The following is an 18,268-nucleotide window of genomic DNA, read 5'->3' as shown; positions in this document are numbered from 1 at the left end:
AGGGATGGAAACGGACTCATGATTCAATTCACGCTGTCACGCGATGCTTTGTTAAAGCCACTGCAACTGGTGGGAGGCGTGGTCGAAAAACGACAGACGCTGCCAGTACTGTCCAATGTGTTATTGGAGGTTGAAGGCAGTCAGTTGTCTTTAACCGGTACCGATCTGGAAGTGGAAATTGTTGGTCGGGTTGAGCTGGCCGACGGTGCTGTTGATGGTGCCATTACGGTACCGGCCAGAAAGCTGATCGATATCGTTCGTTCATTGCCGGACGATGCGCCCATTACCTTGGTGCAGAACGAAGATCGCGTTGTGGTCACTTCCGGTCGCAGCCGCTTTACCTTGTCGACCTTGCCTGCCTCGGATTTCCCGAACGTTGAGGACGATGAAAACACCCTCGACTTTATGTTGCCTCAGGTCACGATGAAGCAACTGGTTGATGCGACGGCTTTTGCCATGGCGCAACAGGATGTTCGTTATTACCTTAACGGCATGTTGCTGGAATTGAGTCGTGGCCAGGTACGAACGGTAGCGACGGATGGCCATCGTCTGGCCATGAGCAGCAAAGCAGCACCGGGTCTGGAACTGGATGAGCGCCGCCAGGTGATTGTGCCGCGCAAAGGTATTCTGGAACTGAACCGGTTGATGGGTGACGAAGCCGAGGCAACGGTGGATGTGTCCTTAGGTGCTAACCATATTCGTGCACGTACTCCGGCGTTCACATTCACTTCTAAGCTTGTTGACGGCAAGTTTCCCGATTATGAGCGCGTATTGCCTCGTGGCGGTGACAAAGAAATCGTCGGCGATCGTCAGTCATTACGCTCGATCTTCAGTCGCGCAGCTATCCTTTCGAACGAGAAATATCGCGGCGTTCGCTTGTTACTCAGTGATAACAACCTGATGGTGAAAGCCAATAACCCCGAGCAAGAAGAAGCTGAGGTGAATCAGGAAATTGATTATCAGGGACCGGAACTCGAAGTTGGCTTTAACGTCACCTATTTATTGGACGTCTTGAACGTGACTTCCGGTGAGCAAATCAAAATCGTTTTGGCCGATGCCAATTCAAGTGCTTTGCTGAGCGACTTCGACGACGATTCTTCCGTCTACGTTGTTATGCCAATGCGGTTGTAATCCGGATCCATTGCAGGGATGTCGATTGATCGGCTGACCATTCAGGGTGTCCGCAATATTGCCGACACCCAATTCCACCCCGGCCCGGGCGTTAACGTCCTTTACGGCGATAACGGCGCGGGCAAATCCAGCATTCTCGAAGCCATTCATCTGTTGGCGCTGGCACGTTCCTTTAAAGTCTCCCGCACGCGCACCTTAATTGGTGACACACAAGACCAGGCTACCGTCTTTGCGGAGCTCAACGATCGCACTCGTATTGGGGTGCAGCGATCTCGTCAGGGTCAGCATTCTATTCGGCTCAATGGTGAAGCTTTAGCGGTTGTATCCGAGCTGGCTCATCGACTGCCTTTGCAGTTAATCCATGCCGATTCATTCCTGTTGTTGGAAGGCGCACCCAGCCATCGACGGCAGTTTTTGGATTGGGGAGTATTCCATCAGGATCTCGACTTTCACAGTGCCTGGCAGAGCGCACAGAAGAGCCTGAAAAACCGGAACTCACTGCTGCGATCTGGTAAAATAGACCCGGCTCAGATGGCGGTTTGGCAGCGTGAATTCATTGCCGCCGCTGAACGTCTGGACGACTATCGAAAGCAGTATCTGGAAGGCTTTGTGCCGCGGTTTCATCAGGTTCTGGATGCGTTGATCGAATTGCCAGCCTTACGCATTCATTATTATCGGGGCTGGGATAAAAGCCGATCACTGGTCGAAATGCTGGATAGTCAGTGGGATCGGGACTGTAAGTTGGGTTACACCCAGGCCGGTCCACAGCGCGCAGATATGCGCATCAAGGTTAACAATCAGGCGGCGAGTGATGTGTTGTCTCGCGGCCAGCAAAAGTTGGTGGTATGTGCGCTGAAAGTAGCGCAGAGCCTTCACCTACAAGACGTTCATAACCGACCCACGACCTTTCTGGTCGATGATTTGCCGGCCGAACTGGACCGCAACCATATCCGTAAGTTGGGTGGGTTAATGGAAGGGCTGACTGGACAGGTCTTTATGACCAGTGTTGATCCGGAGCCTTTGAGCGAATTTTGGCAAGCGCCGGACCGGGTAAAATTGTTCCACGTGGAACAAGGCCAGGTTCAGGCAATGGACGATGGGGAGTAAACCCGAATGAGTAATGAATACAATTCCTCGAGCATCAAGGTGCTGAAAGGTCTGGATGCGGTTCGTAAGCGTCCCGGCATGTACATCGGTGATACCGATGACGGTACCGGTCTGCATCACATGGTTTTCGAGGTGGTCGATAACTCCATCGATGAAGCTCTGGCTGGTTACTGCAGCGATATCAAAGTGTTGATTCACCCGGATGAGTCCATCAGTGTCGAAGACAATGGCCGTGGTATTCCAACCGATATGCACCCCGAGGAAGGGAAGTCAGCCGCCGAAGTTATTATGACGGTGCTGCACGCCGGCGGTAAATTCGACGATAACTCCTATAAGGTTTCTGGTGGTCTGCACGGTGTGGGTGTGTCGGTGGTGAATGCTCTGTCATCTGAGCTGACCCTGACGGTGCGTCGTGCTGGCAAGGTTCATGAGCAGATTTATCAGCACGGCGTGCCGACGGCTCCGTTGGCGGCGGTCGGTGACGCCGAATACACCGGCACCACCATTCATTTCAAGCCGTCCCCGGAAACCTTCACGCACATCGAGTTTTCCTACGACATTCTGGCAAAGCGTTTGCGTGAGTTGAGTTTCCTGAACTCGGGTGTCGGAATTCATCTGAAGGATGAGCGTTCTGGTAAGGAAGAATACTTTAAATACGATGGGGGTTTGAAAGCCTTCGTTGAGTATTTGAATAAGAACAAACAGACCTTGAGTCAGGTCTTCCACTTCTCCTATCAGCGCGAAGAAGACGGTATTGGTGTTGAAGTCTCCATGCAATGGAACGACAGCTACCAGGAAAACATCCTATGCTACACCAACAACATTCCGCAGCGCGATGGTGGAACTCACTTGGCCGGTTTCCGAGCGGCGCTGACCCGGACGCTGAATAACTACATTCAGTCTGAGAACCTACAGAAGAAGCACAAGGTTCAGACCACCGGTGATGATGCTCGTGAAGGCCTGACGGCGATTATTTCGGTGAAGGTTCCGGATCCGAAGTTTAGCTCCCAGACCAAAGACAAGCTGGTGTCGTCGGAAGTGAAGCCGGCGGTGGAGCAGGAAATGGGCAAGACCTTCTCCGACTTCCTGCTGGAGAATCCTAACGAAGCCAAAATCCTGGTCGGCAAGATGATCGATGCGGCCCGTGCCCGTGAAGCCGCTCGTAAGGCGCGCGATATGACGCGTCGTAAGGGTGCGCTGGATATTGCTGGTTTGCCTGGAAAGTTGGCAGATTGTCAGGAGAAAGATCCCGGTCTGTCAGAAATCTACCTGGTGGAGGGTGACTCCGCGGGCGGTTCAGCCAAACAGGGTCGGGATCGTCGGACCCAGGCGATTCTGCCGTTGAAAGGTAAGATTCTGAACGTTGAGAAAGCGCGCTTCGATAAGATGCTTCAGTCGGCTGAGGTCGGCACCTTGATTACTGCTCTGGGTACGGGCATTGGTCGCGAAGAGTTTAATCTGGAAAAGTTGCGTTATCACTCCATCATCATCATGACGGACGCCGACGTCGACGGTTCTCACATCCGCACCTTGCTGCTGACCTTCTTCTTCCGGCAGATGCCGGAGTTGATCGAGAATGGCCACATCTTCATTGCTCAGCCACCGTTGTTCAAGCTGAAGAGAGGCAAGCAGGAACAGTACATCAAAGATGAGAAAACACTGGAACAGTACCTGATTTCCCAGGCGCTGGACGGCACTGAGCTGTACGTTAACGAAGGTGCCGCACCGATTCGTGATGAGCAGCTGGAAGGCTTGGTGACCCAGTATAAAGACGTGATGGCGCGCATTGATCGTATGAGTCGTGTCTATCCGCGTGCAGCGATGGAAGAGATGATTTACCTGCCAGAACTGACCGCAGAAATGCGCGCTGATCAGGCCCAGGTTGCCGATTGGGCAGACCGTCTGAGTGACCGGTTGGCCGACCGCCTGGCTGCCGGTAGCACCGTCTATCAGATCTCCATTACCGAAGATACTGAACGCCATGTGTTCTTGCCTAAAGTGCAGGCCGTGGCTCATGGATTGGCGACAGACTATCAGTTCTCACACGCTTTCTTTGAAAGTCAGGAATACAAGGCCATCGTTGCGCTGAATGAGCGTCTGGATGGTTTGATCGAAGAAGGCGCTTATCTGAAGCGTGGCGAGAAGTCTGAGTCGGTCGACAGTTTCGAAGCCGTTATTGACTGGATGATGGGTGAAGCCAAACGTGGCTACAATATCCAGCGCTATAAAGGTCTGGGCGAAATGAACCCGGAACAACTGTGGGAAACCACAATGGATCCGGAATCACGACGCATGTTGCGGGTGACCATTGAAGACGCCATTGCGGCGGACCAGATATTCAATACGTTGATGGGCGATGAGGTTGAACCTCGTCGTGCTTTCATCGAAACCAACGCCTTGCTGGTCACGAATCTGGATTACTGATCGCGCCAGGTTTGCCAACAAAAAAGCGCCATTACGGCGCTTTTTTTATGCCTGGACGATAATGCGACTGGCATGTTCCACGTGGAACATTATGAATCGAGGCAGTCTGGCCAATAACGATCTTTGGGGAATCGACCGGTTTTGTCGGGTAACAGGCCCTCTGCGGCCAGGTTCTTGTATTGAGTGACGGCACCGGGGTGTTCGGTGATCTTGCGTTGGCTGTTAATGATCCGAAACCAAGGCAAACCAGAGTCGCGTGGCAGTGTTCGTAACCAAGCCTGTATTTGCCGCACGTGAACGCCACAGAGGTCGGCAATACGGCCATAACTGGTGTAATAGCCAGCGGGAATGGCCGCGAGTGTTTGGTAGAACACGGTTTTTGGCTGAGGGTCGCTGTGCGTCATGAGTTTGCTCGGGTCGATTGGCGAATGAATGAGCCGCATGTTGCAGATTTAAAAGGTTCCACGTGGAACCTTTTTATCATCCAACCGGTGGCCTACAACGATTGAAGTGCAGTAAGTACCGCTTCGACAGAACTCTTTTCAAACTGTCCTGGCTCTTCCAAGCCGATCCAACTGACGCTGGCGTCATCGGCAATCAATGCAAAACGGCGCGAACGAATACCCATGCCACGCCCACTGGCGTCCATATCCAAACCCAAGGCTTTCACAAAATCCGCGTTCCCATCGCCCATCATGTCGATGGTTTCGGCATTGTGTTGTTGTCCCCAGGCATGCATGACAAAGGCATCATTCACACTCAGGCAGATGATCCGGTCCACGCCTTGTGCTTTCAGTCGGTCGGCAGCAACAACAAAGCCTGGCAGGTGAGCCTGACTGCAGGTGGGTGTGAAGGCGCCGGGTACGGCAAAGAGGACTACGCGCTGGTTCTTGAAGAGGGACTGGGTGGATTCGCTGATCGGGCCGCTCTCGGCCATGCGATAGAGCAGAATATCCGACGGCAGGATATCGCCAACTTGAATAGACATACCGGTGTTCTCTCTCTATGTTTAAGTGCTTGAATTGCTTATTAAATGACTGGAGTCACCCGTCGGATGAACGCCATAAGGTTCATTATTAGTCTGCCTCTGATTGGGGGCAATGGTTCGGATGAAATTGTCCCGATGCTGGATGTAATAGGTGACGTCCAATGAGGATCTGGCAGCTGAGGCTGCTGTTCCTCTCTCTGTTCTCTACCTCGATCTACGCTGCCATCGACTTTGAATCCATTGCGCTGGAATCGGATCAGTCGATGGAGTTAGGCGATCAGGTGCTGGTTTTGACCGACGACAGTGGACAGCTGTCTCCCTTCGAAGTGCTATCAGATGCCTTTGATTCACAGTGGGAGGAAACCACTAACGGTCAGCTTAAACACAACTACCGCTTCGGTGTTATCTGGATTCTTTTTAGGCTCGATGCCAGTCGGTCAATTCACAAAGAATGGGATCTGGTCATCGCCAACCCGTCTTTGAAGTACATTGATCTTTATCAGTTGTTCGATAACTCCGGACCGCGGTTGGTTCAGCGGACTGGGGCGATGCGGCCCTTTGACAGCCGGGCGAAAGATCATCGCTACTTTGTACTGCCGCTGGAAGTCTATGGCCCCACGACCTTCTTAATGCGCATTGATGCAACTTCGAACAGTAACCTGGTGATGGAGCTTCATCCTGGGGAAACTTTCTGGTCGAACATCCAGTTAGAAGACTTTGCCAACTGGCTGTTCTATGGCGTCATCCTGGCGATGGTGACCTATAACCTCTTCCTGTTTATGACGGTCCGCGACAGCAGCTATCTGTGGTACGTGCTCTTTATTGGCTGTTTTGGTGCCATCCAATTCTCGCTCGACGGCTATCTGTTTCAATACTTCTGGTGGGAGGGACAGGGTTACGACACCCGAATTAACTATTTGTTGTCGGGGCTGACGCTGGCGTTTATCGGCTGCTTTATTGTTAAGTTTCTGGATCTGCCAAGACTGTCACGGCGACTGACGATATTTGTCGCTCTGGCCATCGGATTTCAGTTAGTCCTGGCGATGTCGGCCTGGCACCTTGAACGCTCTTTGATGGGCCTGCTATTGACGATTAACAGTGCCTTGTACCTGACGATGGCACTGTTGGTGGGGTTGTATGCCTGGCACCAGGGTGTCATGGCCGCCAAGTTCTTTGTGCTGGCCTGGACGGTTTTCTATCTCGGTAACATCCTTTTCTTACTCAGTAGCAGTGGCCTGATTCAATTACCGTGGCCGCCAACGGTGGTGTCCAAAATCGGAGCCTTTCTGGAAACCATGTTGCTGAGCTTTGCTTTGGCGCACCGTATCCGGTTATTGCGAGAAAGCAGTGAGCGGGAACGGATGCGAGCCGAAGCACAAAGCTATTTTCTGGCACAGATCAGTCATGAGATCCGAACGCCGCTGAATGGCGTTCTGGGAATGACGGAAATTCTGGCTCGAACCCGGCTCGATGATGAACAACTCAGCTACGTGCATACCATCCAGGGCTCGGGTGCCTCCTTGATGGCGCTGATTAATGACATCCTGGATTACTCCAAGATTGAAGCGGGCAAGATGTCGCTGAATGTGGAGTCCATCAATATCCGGTTGCTCATCGACCAGCAAACCCAGCTGTTCTATGCCCAGGCAGAACGTAAAGGGCTGATGCTAACGTCGGAGGTTGCGGCTTCGGTACCGGACTATGTTCGCATTGATGTTCAACGTCTGCGTCAGGTGTTATCGAATTTGATCAGCAATGCCATCAAATTTACCGATGCAGGCTCGGTGGATATTACGGTCAGTTGTGAACGTCGCCAGGGGAACCCCTGGTTACAATGCCGAGTGGTTGATACCGGTATTGGTATTGCCGCTGCCGAAATGGATTCCCTGTTTAATGCCTATTCTCAGGTGCATGCTGCCCATGAACGGGCGGACTACGGAACAGGCCTGGGTTTGGCGATCAGTCGTCAACTGGTGCATCTGATGGGCGGCGAGCTTAACGTATCCAGCCAGGTGGGACAGGGCACTGAGTTTCAGCTTCGGGTGCCTCTTCAGCTGGGTCACGCTCAGAAAAACACGGTCGAAGAACACGCCAGCCTGCCAGCTTCGCGGCAACTGACGATTTTGGTCGCCGAAGACAACGTGGTGAACCAGCGGGTTATTCGGGGCTTATTGGAAAAACTGGGCCATAACATCATATTGGTAACAAACGGCGATGAAATTGTCGAGGCTCGGCAACAAGCAGAGCGACCGGCGGATCTGATCTTGATGGATTGTGAAATGCCAGAGCTGGATGGGTATCAGGCTACGCGCCTGATCCGCGATTACGAACAGAGGCAACAGCAGATTCGGTTACCCATCGTGGCGCTAACGGCACACGCTCTGGAAGAAGTGCGGCAACGCTGCCTGGATGCTGGTATGGATGACTTTTTGACCAAGCCAGTGAGTACTCGCCAACTGGAGAAGGTACTGTCTCGCTACGGCTGAGTGGTGAACCTTGGTTTATTGCTGGTCGTCGCTGACGGTGGTGCAATTGCGACCGTTGTCTTTGCTTTCATACAAGGCCTTGTCGGCACGGTGCAACCAATGTTCTGCTTCTTCGTTAGGCTTGTGAATCGCAAGACCCGCAGAAATGGTGATCCGCACTGGACTGTCCTGGAAGTGAAACGGGCATTGGCTGATGTGCTGGCGCATTTTCTCTATGGCAGCAAGGGCGTTATCCCGACCCGACTCCGGCAATAAAATCACAAACTCTTCGCCACCAAAGCGCGCCAGAAAATCGGTTTTACGCAGCTGGCTGTGCATTTCCTTGGCGAGGATTCGCAGCACGCGGTCGCCTGCCAGGTGGCCATAGCGATCATTGATCTGTTTGAAATGATCGACATCAATCAACGCAATACTCAGTGGCTGACCGTAGCGATCACTGCGCGCAATTTCCTGTTCCAGTCGTTGTTCAAAGCCTTGTCGATTAGGCAGTTGAGTCAGTGGGTCACGGCGGGCAATCTCGCGTTCCTGAGTCACCTGTTTGATCAGTCGGTGATTATCTTCCTGTAACGCATCCAAGTGTTGATTGAGTTCTTGTTGCCGTCGGTTCATGGCCAGCAGGCTGTTGCGTGTGCGGCTTTGAAAGTCGTTCAGGAGTGACATCAAACCTTCGATGGAATCGTTCAGGCTGGCTCGCAGTTGTTCCATATTGACGGCGCTGGTAATGGCCGATCGCGCCCGAGCAATTTGGTCATCGACTTGCTGATCGAGATTATCGTTCAGTTCTGTCAGGTCACTGACGGCCTGTTTGTTTTGTCCAATCAACTCATTAATGCTGCGCAGCTTTTCGCTGAGCTGATTGAGGTAATACTGGAACTGGCCTTTTTCGGCATCGAGACGGCGTTGTATTAAGGCAATGGTTTCTTCGGCCAAGCCATCCAGTTCAGGCCAGTCGGGCATCGGTTCCAGACGACGCGCCAGTGACTGCAACTGACCATCTTCGTCACCCAGAATCGCCAGCGTACGCAGCAGAGTGATAAAGCGGGAGCACAGTTTCTGGTGCAGACGTTTGAGTTTGTCGGTGTTTTCATCCGCTGTCTGTGAAGCGCTATGAGGAACCAGGCGAAGCGCATCTTCAGACAGCTTTAACGCGTCGAACAAATACTGATGTTTCTGTTCAACAGCCAAGCTGAATGACTTGGATGCCGCATCGGCGTTTAAATCCATCAACGACTGATACAGACGGTAAAGCTGCTGGGTGCCGGATTCGGCGACCTCTTCAATTTGATCGAAGCGCGCATCGGCTTGTGCCAACGCATCACGGAAAGCATCGGTGTCCAGATCGTCACGCTGCTTCAAAACCTGCTTTAAATGGTCCAACGCAGCATCTAATTCGCCATCGATACCTTTCAGCATCAATGCCAGATCCAGCACGCCCCGGCGTAATTCTTCTTCGATCGTGTTCATGCCACCTGTGATCCCTTTACCGCTGGGATGTCCCAATGCGTCGAATGATTCGCGCAGTATAGTCGTTGATCTCTGCAGGGTCTGTGATCAATTTTTATTCGGCGGCCATTCGATTTCGATAGCAACCGGCAAATGATCCGATAGCGGAAAGTCCAGCACGCCCATGCGGGTGATCTTCAGGTGGCGGCTGACCAGTATCTGATCGAGGCAGCGTTGCGGTTGCCAGCTTGGAAAGGTTGCTCGGGCGTGAGCCGATTTAAGGCCGGAATCTTTCAACGGAGAGTCGTAGAGCAAACGCAAACTGTGCGTGTTCATATCGCCCATCAAAATAACATTGGGATAAAGAGCGATAAGATTGCGGATAAAACGCAATTGTTGATTCTGAGCGCGCCGACTGAGCGCCAGGTGCATCATAACCACCAGCAGAGGTTCACTGTCGCCTAACTTCACAACAATGGCACCGCGCCCGGGTAATCCCGGTAGCGTATGGGTGTTGATCTCATGTGGCGGAAAACGGCTGATGATGCCGTTGCTGTGTTGGGCAACGGGTCCGAGATTACGATTGAGCTGCTGATACCAGTAAGGCTGATCGGCTTTTTTTGCCAGGTATTCAACCTGATTGACGAAGCCAGACCGAAAGCTGCCGCCATCGGCTTCCTGCAACGCAACCACATCAAAGTGGCGCAGCAAATCACCAATGCGATCGAGATTGGCCTGACGATTACGCGATGGCCAGACATGCTGCCAGGCGCGCAGAAAATAATCTGAGTAATGTCGAGTCTGAATGCCAACCTGAATGTTGTAGCTCAGAAAACTCAGATGGCCGGGTGAAGAGGCATGAAAGTCGTCGGGCCGACAGAGGTGAACTGGAAAGCGATTGGCCGAAGCGGCGCGGTTCATAAAGGCAGGATCCTCTGGAACAGATGTTGGCTGATCGTTGCGATCAGCCAATTCAGTCTAGCGTGCCAGAGACTTATTGGGCAGGGTCGTTACGCACCAGCCATTCAGCTACGTCAAACATGCGCTGATTGCTGCCCGCCATGCGGCCATCGATCAGATAGCGACCGTTGACGACCAGACTGGGTGTGCCAGTCAAACCGCTTTTCTGAGTGATAACGCGCGCCTGGTTGATGCGGGCATTTACTGCAAAAGACTCTGCCATTTCCAGGTAGTCGTCTTTGGATACACCAAATTGGCTGACGAAATCGGCAAAGCCTTCGTCGCTAGCCAGACGGCGGCGATTCAGATGAATCTCGTTAAAGATGGGCATGTGAGTCGCGTCAGCAACATCCAGGAACTGAGTGGCGTAGTAAGCACGCGCTTCGGGCAACTGACGGTCATTGAACAAAACCGGCACATGAGTGAAGCGGATGTCATCCGGTTTGCTTTGAATCCAGCTTTGTACAAAAGGCTCTAAATTGAAGCAGTGAATACAGCTGTAGCTGAAAATTTCCTGGATTTCACCGGCTTCATCGCCGCGATAGCTGGTAGGCAGTTTTTCAGGAAGAACTCGGTAGTGAGTGCCGGCTTGAAAGTCTTCGGCTTGGGCAGCGGTGATACCCAGTACCAGAACAGCGGCGGTAAGCATCAGGCGTTTGAGCATGCATTTGTCTCCATCATCATCGAAAGCGCTGGCGGAGGCTAACTTTGCCGGAAAGCCGAAGCCAAAAAAAGCGGACCACCGTAACCGGGGTCCGCTTTTCATTCTCTTTACCGCGTCTGAATCCGGCCTGAATGCCGGGTTCGGATCAATGCAGGCCGTTTATGTAGCTGGCCAGTGCCTCGATCTCGAAGTCTTTCAGGCGGAAGGCAGTTGCGCGCATCATCATGCTTTCACCGTCGTTGGTACGAGCGTCATTCGTCGGCTCGTCAGCACGGTAACCCGCTTGGAATTTGTGCAACTGGGAAGCGATATAGTCAGCATGCTGGCCGGACAACATCGGGAAAGCAGCGGGTGCATTGCCGGAACCGGTCGGTGAATGGCAGCCGGCACAGGCTGGAACGCCCGTTTCGGGGTTGCCGCCACGGTAGAGTTGTTCACCCAGTTCGACCAGGTCGGGATCAGCGGTGCCGACGGTTTTATCTTGCTCAGAATAGTAAGCCGCAATATCAGCCAGGTCCTGCTCTTCGAGGTTATCCAGCTGACCAGCCATCAGGGTAACAACGCGGGCACCGCTCTGAATGTCTTGCAGTTGTTTCAACAGATAAGCTTCACCTTGCCCGGCTAGCTTGGGGTTGCTGCTGATAGTGGAAGCGCCAGCGGCGCCGTGGCAGGCGGTGCACTGTTGAACCAGCGTCTCGCCTCGTGCGGCGTCACCCTCTTCTGCCGATGCCAGGCCGGTAACACCTGCCAGCATCACCAAGCCAACGATCAGTTTCTTCATGTCGCGTCCCGCAAATCCAGAATGAATGTGGGCGGCAGCCGGCGTTACTTTTCAGAAGGTCGCCCCGCTTATTGTGCGGCTGCCGGGGTAGATGTCCGCGCATTATATAGAGTGCGGTCGGGGTTGAGAAGAAACCCTGCCCTTTGAAGGGATTTTTCATGCCCGGCGCTGCTTTCAGGTAAACTGCCCTTTTTTCCAAGGAATTCGCATGACTGCCCCGCGTTTCGATTCAGCCCGCTTTTTAACCAGCGCGCCTCGTCTGACCAATTGCCCGCCAGACACCGGTGCCGAAGTGGCCTTTGCCGGTCGTTCGAACGCCGGTAAAAGCAGCGCGTTAAACAGCCTGACCCGAAATTCGAAATTAGCCCGAACCTCCAAGACGCCGGGCCGAACCCAGCTGATTAACTTTTTTTCACTGTCGTCAGGGGATTATCGCCTGGTCGATTTGCCCGGTTATGGATACGCCAAGGTGAATCGAGACATGAAAGAAGACTGGGATCGCAACATTGGCGAATACTTGGCTGAGCGAACCAGTTTGAAAGGCGTGGTGCTGTTAATGGACGTGCGCCACCCGATGACCGACTTCGACGAAATGATGGTGCGCTGGGCGATTGAAACCGAAATGCCGCTGCGAGTGCTGCTGACCAAAGCCGATAAGCTCAAACGCGGCCCGGCGGCCAGTACTTTTCAACGTGTGCGCTCTCAGTTGCAGTCGCAAGCCAGTTGGTTGTCGGTGCAGTTATTCAGTTCACTGAAAAAAGACGGTGTGGCTGAGCTGGAAAGTTGGCTCAGCGGTCAACTGTTGGACGAGCAAGACTGAGTCGCTTTTGGTCGGTCCAGGCACATGACGCTGCCAACCACGGCCGTTATAATGCGCTCCTTTTCCTGAGGTGCTTATGTCAATTCGATTCATCGCCGGGGCGGTATGTCCGCGCTGCGGCGAAATGGACACCCTCAAGGCTGGCAATGACGGTGATGTGATGGTGCGCGAATGCGTTGAATGCGGCTTTACCGATCGCATCAGCCAAGCGGTGAATGCACCCACTGAACTGGATACGCGAGTTAACCAACCCAATCAGCAAGCGGATACCGAAGCGCAGCCCGTGCGTATTTTGGATCCTCAAACCCCCAGTAAGGATTCTTCTCAGTGACCGACCAGGCTAGCACGATAAAAGTGGGCATCATCATGGGTTCCCAGTCCGATTGGAGCACCATGAGTCACTGTGCCGATACCTTGACTGAGTTAGGTATTGGTTTCGAAAGCCAGGTGGTATCGGCGCATCGGACACCGGATTTATTGTTTGAATACGCCGAAACGGCATTTGACCGCGGTTTGGAAGTGATCATTGCCGGTGCCGGTGGCGCCGCCCATCTGCCGGGCATGTGTGCGGCCAAAACGCATTTACCGGTGCTGGGCGTGCCGGTGCAAAGCAGCATGCTCTCGGGTGTCGACTCGCTGCTGTCCATTGTGCAAATGCCCGCCGGTGTGCCGACGGCGACGCTGGCTATTGGTAAAGCCGGTGCTATTAATGCGGCGATTCTGGCTGCCAGCATACTGAGCAATCACGATGAGGCGGTGCGCCAGGCATTGCTCGATTTCCGTCAACGCCAAACCGATCGTGTATTGGCCCGGCCGATTCCGGGGGCCTGATGCGCATTGGTGTAATCGGTGGCGGACAACTGGGCCGCATGATGGCTCAGGCAGCCTCGCCGCTGAATATTCAGCTGAGCTTTCTTGATCCTTCCGCCGATGCGTGTGCGGCGCCCTTTGGAACCTTGGTCCAAGGCGCTTACGATGATGCGCTGGCCATTAATCAACTGGCGGCGTCAGTCGATCGGGTCACCTTTGAGTTTGAAAGTGTGCCAGCGCAGACCGTTGCACAGATCGCAGAGCACTTACCGGTCTACCCGTCGTCACAGGCGCTAGCCACGGCCCGGGATCGCTGGCTGGAAAAAAGTTTATTCCAACAGCTGGGCATTGAAACCGCGCCTTTGGCCGATATTGCCAGCCAAGCCGATGTGGACGATGCTGTTGCTCGCATTGGCCTGCCTGCCATCCTGAAAACACGCACTCTGGGTTATGACGGCAAAGGCCAGAAAGTCTTGCGTGAAAGCGCCGACGTTAAAAACGCCTTCGCCGAACTGGGTGAGGTACCCATGATTCTCGAGGGCTTTGTTGCCTTCGATTATGAAGTGTCCTGCATTGGCGTTCGTTCCGCTTCAGGCGAGCTGGCTTTTTATCCGCTGGTTCGAAACGAACACCGCCAGGGTATGCTCTATCGTTCTGAGCCACTGACCGATCACCCACTTCAAGCCAACGCTGAGCAAGCCGTGGGTGAGGTGATGGACGCGTTGGATTATGTGGGCGTCTTGGCGTTTGAATTCTTTGTTGTAGGCGACCGGTTGTTGGCCAATGAAATTGCGCCAAGGGTGCACAACTCAGGTCACTGGACAATAGAAGGCAGTGTTTGCAGTCAGTTTGAAAACCATGTGCGGGCGGTGGCCGACTTGCCGCTGGGAGACACCCAGACGCGAGGACCCGTTGCATTGTATAACCTGATCGGCGCCATGCCTGAGCGTAGCTTGGTGATGGCCATTGCGGGAGCGCACTGGCATGACTATGGCAAAGCGCCACGTCGCGGACGCAAGATTGGGCATATTACGGTGACCGCCGAAACGGCCGAGCAATTGCGGCAGCGGTGTGACCAGCTTGAAGCGTTGTTGCGCAATGAACTGCCCAACTGAGTGTCCCGGGCAACCGATTTAACTCAATAACAGACTTAAGCCGTGCTCTCGAACCAGGCAAGGCCAGTGGATATGACCATTGGCTTGAGGCGTGACGGGTGCGTCAGCAGTGGGCAGATAGCCAACGATTTCCTGCGCCGTCATATCCAGGCGGATGGCGTAACTGTCACCAATCAGTGTATGGACCAGTAAGTTCGCTAAGGTGGTGTCCCAGCTGATCATCGGTTGGCCGTGTCGCATCATTAACTGATCGTGCAATTCCTCCACCAGGCGGTGGCCGAAATACACCTTATCCAGCACCCCGACCAAACCATAATCAAAGCGGGCCGGTTCAATGGCCGCGAAGAATTGATCCAGAATCACCAGTAACTGCTGACTGGTGCCGGCGATGTTCAATGAATGGCAGGACTGGTCTATCTCCACCAAAAGCCCCGGTAGTAAACGGACATAGTCGTTCAGGAACGCCGTCAGTGGATGCTCGATATCGCCCTGCTCTGCTTTGAGCAGTTGAGGATGCTTGCGCTGGAAGGTGGCGATAAAGCGGGCCATATTCGGTGCGCCATCGGGCGCGTTCAACGCTTGTTGCAGTGCCCTATTGATACGGCTCGACGGCATGGTCGCTGACTCTTCAAAGGGTTGGCGATGGATTACGGACAGAACGCTGGAGTCACGCAATTCAGATTGGGACTGGGTGGTTAGCGACAAAGCAACAGTCTCGATTGAATGATGCGAATAAGTGTAGTTTAAGGTGCTTTTTTTGCCTGTCGAATTTTCGGAATTAAATGCAAACGGAAGACACTCAGCATCCAAAATGAGCGTCCAATGAACATCAATGAGAAACCAAACCACAGCCAGTGGTTGTTAGCTGGCAGCAGCAGGCTGGAACAGAGAAAGAGCGTAAAACCGAAAATGACGCCATTGCGCATCTGTTGAGTCATCCGAGCGCCAATAAAAACCCCATCCAGCCAGAACGCCAGGCCACCGGCTAAGGGTAATGCCATGATCCAGGGCAGATACTGGCGAGCCAATTGTTCAAGTTGGGCCTGGCCGGTCAGTAAATCGATGATCAACCCTCCGGCGACTGCAAACGACAGGCTCATGATCATCATCAGCGCCAAAGCCGCCAGACCGGTGGTCCACAATACCGTGCGCAGCTGGTCGGTGCGTCCACGACCAATGGCCAGTCCAACCTGAGCCTCGGACGCTGCCGCACTGCCATCGAGGGTATTGGAAATCAGGGTTAAGAACGTCAGCAGAATGGCGTTAGCCGCCAGAACATCATTGCCGAACTGAGCACCCAGACGATTAAACCAGGCAAAGCCGCTGAGTAATAAGAAAGTACGCAGAAACAGGCTGGCGCTGACGTTAAAGATGGCTTTATAAGCGCGTAGCTGATGCAGCAGGCTGCGATCGAGTCCCGGATCGAGCCGGCGCAACGTTCGGGTGAGCATCACCAGAACCAATGTCAGTGCCAAGTATTCGCTTAACACCGTACCCAGAGCAATGCCGGCGGTGGTCAGACCAAAGCCGTAAACCAGCACCACATCCAATACCAGATTGACCATCTGCGCCAGCGACACGGTATAGAGGCTGATGCGGGTATTCTGCATGCCGGTAAAGAACCCCAGCAGCATGGTGTTGAAGATTTGTGCCGGAACACCCCAGACACGAATGCTCAAATAGAGTTGCGCTTCTTCCGTAGCCGCGTTCGAAGCGTCCATAAAGTTGAGGCCAGCGGCGATGAGCCAGGGGTGTAATGCGAGAACCAGGCTGATCAGCAGCAAAGCAACCAGACTGTATTGTGCCAACTGAGTTCTGAGTAAGGCAGCGTTGCGTGCGCCATAGGCTTGAGAGGTAAAACCGGACAGCCCCATCGACAGAAAATTGAAGCCCCAGAATACAAACGCCATCAAGCTGGAACCGAGTGCGACGCCGGCCAGATAAACGCTGTCATCTAAATGACCCAGAACGGCGGTATCGACCAAACCCAGCAAGGGCATGGACGCATTGGCCAACATAACGGGCCACATCAGTGACCACGTCCTGTGCCAGGCGGTGGCTGGAATCGAATTCATCTCGGTGCTGCAAAAAAATAGACCGTCGATGATCCGACTAACGCCTTGTTTTTACAAATGAAATAGGATCAAAGTAGGCCAGTTGAAATAAGCCCGGACTCAGTCGACGCTTGGGTTTTAAAAACAACCGTGTTTATACTGACTTCGACCGTTTCTGAATCTGGGTAACCGGGATAGCGCCCAAATGACGTCCGTTTCTCCGGCTGTGTTTAGCAACAACAACGAGCTGGCAAAACAGCAGTGTCGAAATGCGGGTTTGGAACATTAAGTAAGCTTCACTCGGTAACGCCCAACTACAATAACAAGGCAGAGGTGAAGGATGCAGAGAAGGCTGCTTCGTGCAGGCGCCGTTATGGCTGCGCTGCTGGTGGGGTCTGCGGCCCAAGCTGACTGGCAATTCAACATGCCCAAGGGTGTGACGGATATCAGTCAGGAAGTCTATGGCCTGCACATGCTCATTTTCTGGGTATGCGTGATTATTGGTATCGCCGTATTTGGGGTGATGTTCTATGCGATGTTTAAGCATCGCAAATCCAAAGGCGCGGTATCTTCCAATTTCCATGAAAGCACGAAAGTCGAACTTGCCTGGACGCTGATCCCGGCCGTCGTCATTTTCGCCGTTGGTGTACGCGCAACCTTTACACTGGCGGACATGTATGACGTCGACAACGCCGACATGACGGTGGAAATTACCGGCTATCAATGGCGTTGGCGTTATCGCTACATCAACGAAGCCGACCCAGACGCCGAAGTCGACTATTTCTCCAGCCTGTCTACCTCTCGCGACGAAATTAACAACCGTCTAGCCAAGAATGAAAACTACCTGCTCGAAGTTGATCAGCCTCTGGTATTGCCCGTTGGCCAGAAGGTTCGGTTCGTACTGACGGCAGCAGACGTTATCCATTCCTGGTGGGTTCCGGAGCTCGCGGTTAAGAAAGATGCGATTCCCGGTATGGCGAACGAAGCCTGGACCGTGATCAACGAACCCGGTACCTACCGCGGCCAGTGCACCGAGTTATGTGGTCGTGATCATGGCTTTATGCCGGTGGTGGTTGAAGCCGTATCTCAAGCCGAATTTGATGAATGGCTTGCCGGTAAACAGGAAGAAGCGCGTCAGGTGGCTGAATTGACGAACCAGGAATGGAGCGTTGAGCAACTGGTTGAACGTGGCCGCGGAGTCTATCAATCCGCCTGTGCCTCCTGTCACCAACCCGATGGCAGCGGCATTCCAGGCGCCTTCCCAGCCATGACCGGAAGTCCGATTGTCACCGGCGATATTCAGGGTCACATCGACATCGTCTTTAACGGTGTGCCGGGTACTGCCATGCAGGCCTTTGGTGATCAGTTGAGCCCGGTCGATCTGGCTGCGGTGATCACATTCGAACGAAACGCGTTGGGTAACAACATGGGCGACATGGTCGAACCCATCGATATTCTCAACCTCAACGCCAGCGAATAAGGAGC

At 53.5% G+C, this 18,268-nt stretch carries 17 protein-coding genes; 9 read left to right on the top strand and 8 right to left on the bottom strand.

Annotation, left to right across the window (positions count from 1 at the left end):
* Window positions 1-21: 21 nt before the first annotated feature.
* Genes dnaN through gyrB form a run of 3 tightly spaced genes read left to right on the top strand, consistent with a single transcriptional unit; the run spans window position 22 to window position 4,662 of the window.
* Entirely contained in the window at window positions 22-1,131 is a 1,110-nt protein-coding gene (gene dnaN, locus BGP77_RS05135; RefSeq protein WP_108164368.1) for a DNA polymerase III subunit beta, read from the top strand.
* Window positions 1,132-1,149: 18 nt separating this feature from the next.
* The gene (recF, locus tag BGP77_RS05130; protein WP_108163646.1) at window positions 1,150-2,238 is read left to right on the top strand and encodes a DNA replication/repair protein RecF; all 1,089 of its coding nucleotides are present in this window, start codon (window positions 1,150-1,152) and stop codon (window positions 2,236-2,238) included.
* Between the two features lie 6 nt (window positions 2,239-2,244).
* The gene (gyrB, locus tag BGP77_RS05125; protein WP_108163645.1) at window positions 2,245-4,662 is read left to right on the top strand and encodes a DNA topoisomerase (ATP-hydrolyzing) subunit B; all 2,418 of its coding nucleotides are present in this window, start codon (window positions 2,245-2,247) and stop codon (window positions 4,660-4,662) included.
* An 89-nt stretch (window positions 4,663-4,751) separates the two neighbouring features.
* On the opposite strand, the gene BGP77_RS05120 is transcribed toward gyrB, so the two are convergent.
* Complete coding sequence (locus BGP77_RS05120; protein ID WP_108164367.1) at window positions 4,752-5,066, bottom strand: MGMT family protein; 315 nt, start codon at window positions 5,064-5,066, stop codon at window positions 4,752-4,754.
* A 92-nt stretch (window positions 5,067-5,158) separates the two neighbouring features.
* A complete protein-coding gene (locus BGP77_RS05115; protein WP_108163644.1) occupies window positions 5,159-5,650 on the bottom strand; it encodes a peroxiredoxin in 492 nt (163 codons plus the stop codon).
* A 161-nt stretch (window positions 5,651-5,811) separates the two neighbouring features.
* Between BGP77_RS05115 and BGP77_RS05110 the strand changes: the two genes are divergently transcribed.
* Window positions 5,812-8,136 carry a hybrid sensor histidine kinase/response regulator gene (locus BGP77_RS05110; RefSeq protein ID WP_108163643.1) on the top strand — a complete coding sequence of 775 codons (2,325 nt, stop codon included), beginning with the start codon at window positions 5,812-5,814 and terminating at the stop codon, window positions 8,134-8,136.
* A gap of 15 nt (window positions 8,137-8,151) precedes the next feature.
* On the opposite strand, the gene BGP77_RS05105 is transcribed toward BGP77_RS05110, so the two are convergent.
* From BGP77_RS05105 to BGP77_RS05090, 4 genes are all read right to left on the bottom strand, one after another.
* Entirely contained in the window at window positions 8,152-9,600 is a 1,449-nt protein-coding gene (locus BGP77_RS05105; protein WP_108163642.1) for a GGDEF domain-containing protein, read from the bottom strand.
* 87 nt (window positions 9,601-9,687) lie between these two features.
* Window positions 9,688-10,500 (bottom strand): endonuclease/exonuclease/phosphatase family protein, encoded by an 813-nt coding sequence (locus BGP77_RS05100; protein WP_108163641.1) that lies wholly within the window; start codon window positions 10,498-10,500, stop codon window positions 9,688-9,690.
* Window positions 10,501-10,573: 73 nt separating this feature from the next.
* Complete coding sequence (locus BGP77_RS05095; protein ID WP_158269276.1) at window positions 10,574-11,203, bottom strand: thiol:disulfide interchange protein DsbA/DsbL; 630 nt, start codon at window positions 11,201-11,203, stop codon at window positions 10,574-10,576.
* Between the two features lie 145 nt (window positions 11,204-11,348).
* Complete coding sequence (locus BGP77_RS05090; RefSeq protein ID WP_108163639.1) at window positions 11,349-11,984, bottom strand: cytochrome c; 636 nt, start codon at window positions 11,982-11,984, stop codon at window positions 11,349-11,351.
* Window positions 11,985-12,192: 208 nt separating this feature from the next.
* On the opposite strand from BGP77_RS05090, the gene yihA reads away from it, so the two are divergent.
* The 4 genes from yihA (at window position 12,193) to BGP77_RS05070 (ending at window position 14,729) form a co-directional block, all read left to right on the top strand.
* Complete coding sequence (yihA, locus tag BGP77_RS05085) at window positions 12,193-12,804, top strand: ribosome biogenesis GTP-binding protein YihA/YsxC (RefSeq protein WP_108163638.1); 612 nt, start codon at window positions 12,193-12,195, stop codon at window positions 12,802-12,804.
* Between the two features lie 76 nt (window positions 12,805-12,880).
* Window positions 12,881-13,135, top strand: coding sequence for a YheV family putative zinc ribbon protein (locus BGP77_RS05080; protein ID WP_108163637.1), 255 nt, complete (start codon window positions 12,881-12,883; stop codon window positions 13,133-13,135).
* Window positions 13,132-13,635 carry a 5-(carboxyamino)imidazole ribonucleotide mutase gene (purE, locus tag BGP77_RS05075; protein ID WP_255414345.1) on the top strand — a complete coding sequence of 168 codons (504 nt, stop codon included), beginning with the start codon at window positions 13,132-13,134 and terminating at the stop codon, window positions 13,633-13,635. Before BGP77_RS05080 ends, purE begins: the two co-directional genes overlap by 4 nt.
* Window positions 13,635-14,729, top strand: coding sequence for a 5-(carboxyamino)imidazole ribonucleotide synthase (locus tag BGP77_RS05070; protein WP_108163636.1), 1,095 nt, complete (start codon window positions 13,635-13,637; stop codon window positions 14,727-14,729). The genes purE and BGP77_RS05070 overlap by 1 nt, the downstream gene beginning before the upstream one ends.
* An 18-nt stretch (window positions 14,730-14,747) precedes the next feature.
* On the opposite strand, the gene BGP77_RS05065 is transcribed toward BGP77_RS05070, so the two are convergent.
* The gene (locus tag BGP77_RS05065; RefSeq protein ID WP_146171197.1) at window positions 14,748-15,344 is read right to left on the bottom strand and encodes a hypothetical protein; all 597 of its coding nucleotides are present in this window, start codon (window positions 15,342-15,344) and stop codon (window positions 14,748-14,750) included.
* A gap of 128 nt (window positions 15,345-15,472) precedes the next feature.
* The gene (locus BGP77_RS05060) at window positions 15,473-16,759 is read right to left on the bottom strand and encodes an MATE family efflux transporter (protein ID WP_158269275.1); all 1,287 of its coding nucleotides are present in this window, start codon (window positions 16,757-16,759) and stop codon (window positions 15,473-15,475) included.
* A 397-nt stretch (window positions 16,760-17,156) separates the two neighbouring features.
* Here BGP77_RS05060 and coxB point away from each other — a divergent pair, with 397 nt between their 5' ends.
* Window positions 17,157-18,263: a cytochrome c oxidase subunit II gene (gene coxB, locus BGP77_RS05055; protein WP_233252303.1), complete on the top strand. Its 1,107-nt coding sequence runs from the start codon at window positions 17,157-17,159 to the stop codon at window positions 18,261-18,263.
* The last annotated feature ends 5 nt before the right edge of the window (window positions 18,264-18,268 follow it).

This window comes from Saccharospirillum sp. MSK14-1, assembly GCF_003054965.1.
Classification (GTDB): Bacteria; Pseudomonadota; Gammaproteobacteria; order Pseudomonadales; family Natronospirillaceae; genus Saccharospirillum.
This window is presented reverse-complemented; position numbering and strand designations above follow the sequence as displayed.

Bases quoted from the DNA above. Each gene is read 5' to 3' on its own strand.
- recF (WP_108163646.1), top strand. From the start codon at position 1,150: ATGTCGATTGATCGGCTGACCATTCAGGGTGTCCGCAATATTGCCGAC.
- gyrB (WP_108163645.1), top strand. From the start codon at position 2,245: ATGAGTAATGAATACAATTCCTCGAGCATCAAGGTGCTGAAAGGTCTG.
- BGP77_RS05120 (WP_108164367.1), bottom strand. From the start codon at position 5,066: ATGACGCACAGCGACCCTCAGCCAAAAACCGTGTTCTACCAAACACTC.
- BGP77_RS05115 (WP_108163644.1), bottom strand. From the start codon at position 5,650: ATGTCTATTCAAGTTGGCGATATCCTGCCGTCGGATATTCTGCTCTAT.
- BGP77_RS05110 (WP_108163643.1), top strand. From the start codon at position 5,812: ATGAGGATCTGGCAGCTGAGGCTGCTGTTCCTCTCTCTGTTCTCTACC.
- BGP77_RS05105 (WP_108163642.1), bottom strand. From the start codon at position 9,600: ATGAACACGATCGAAGAAGAATTACGCCGGGGCGTGCTGGATCTGGCA.
- BGP77_RS05100 (WP_108163641.1), bottom strand. From the start codon at position 10,500: ATGAACCGCGCCGCTTCGGCCAATCGCTTTCCAGTTCACCTCTGTCGG.
- BGP77_RS05095 (WP_158269276.1), bottom strand. From the start codon at position 11,203: ATGCTCAAACGCCTGATGCTTACCGCCGCTGTTCTGGTACTGGGTATC.
- BGP77_RS05090 (WP_108163639.1), bottom strand. From the start codon at position 11,984: ATGAAGAAACTGATCGTTGGCTTGGTGATGCTGGCAGGTGTTACCGGC.
- yihA (WP_108163638.1), top strand. From the start codon at position 12,193: ATGACTGCCCCGCGTTTCGATTCAGCCCGCTTTTTAACCAGCGCGCCT.
- BGP77_RS05080 (WP_108163637.1), top strand. From the start codon at position 12,881: ATGTCAATTCGATTCATCGCCGGGGCGGTATGTCCGCGCTGCGGCGAA.
- BGP77_RS05070 (WP_108163636.1), top strand. From the start codon at position 13,635: ATGCGCATTGGTGTAATCGGTGGCGGACAACTGGGCCGCATGATGGCT.
- BGP77_RS05065 (WP_146171197.1), bottom strand. From the start codon at position 15,344: ATGCCGTCGAGCCGTATCAATAGGGCACTGCAACAAGCGTTGAACGCG.
- BGP77_RS05060 (WP_158269275.1), bottom strand. From the start codon at position 16,759: ATGTGGCCCGTTATGTTGGCCAATGCGTCCATGCCCTTGCTGGGTTTG.
- coxB (WP_233252303.1), top strand. From the start codon at position 17,157: ATGGCTGCGCTGCTGGTGGGGTCTGCGGCCCAAGCTGACTGGCAATTC.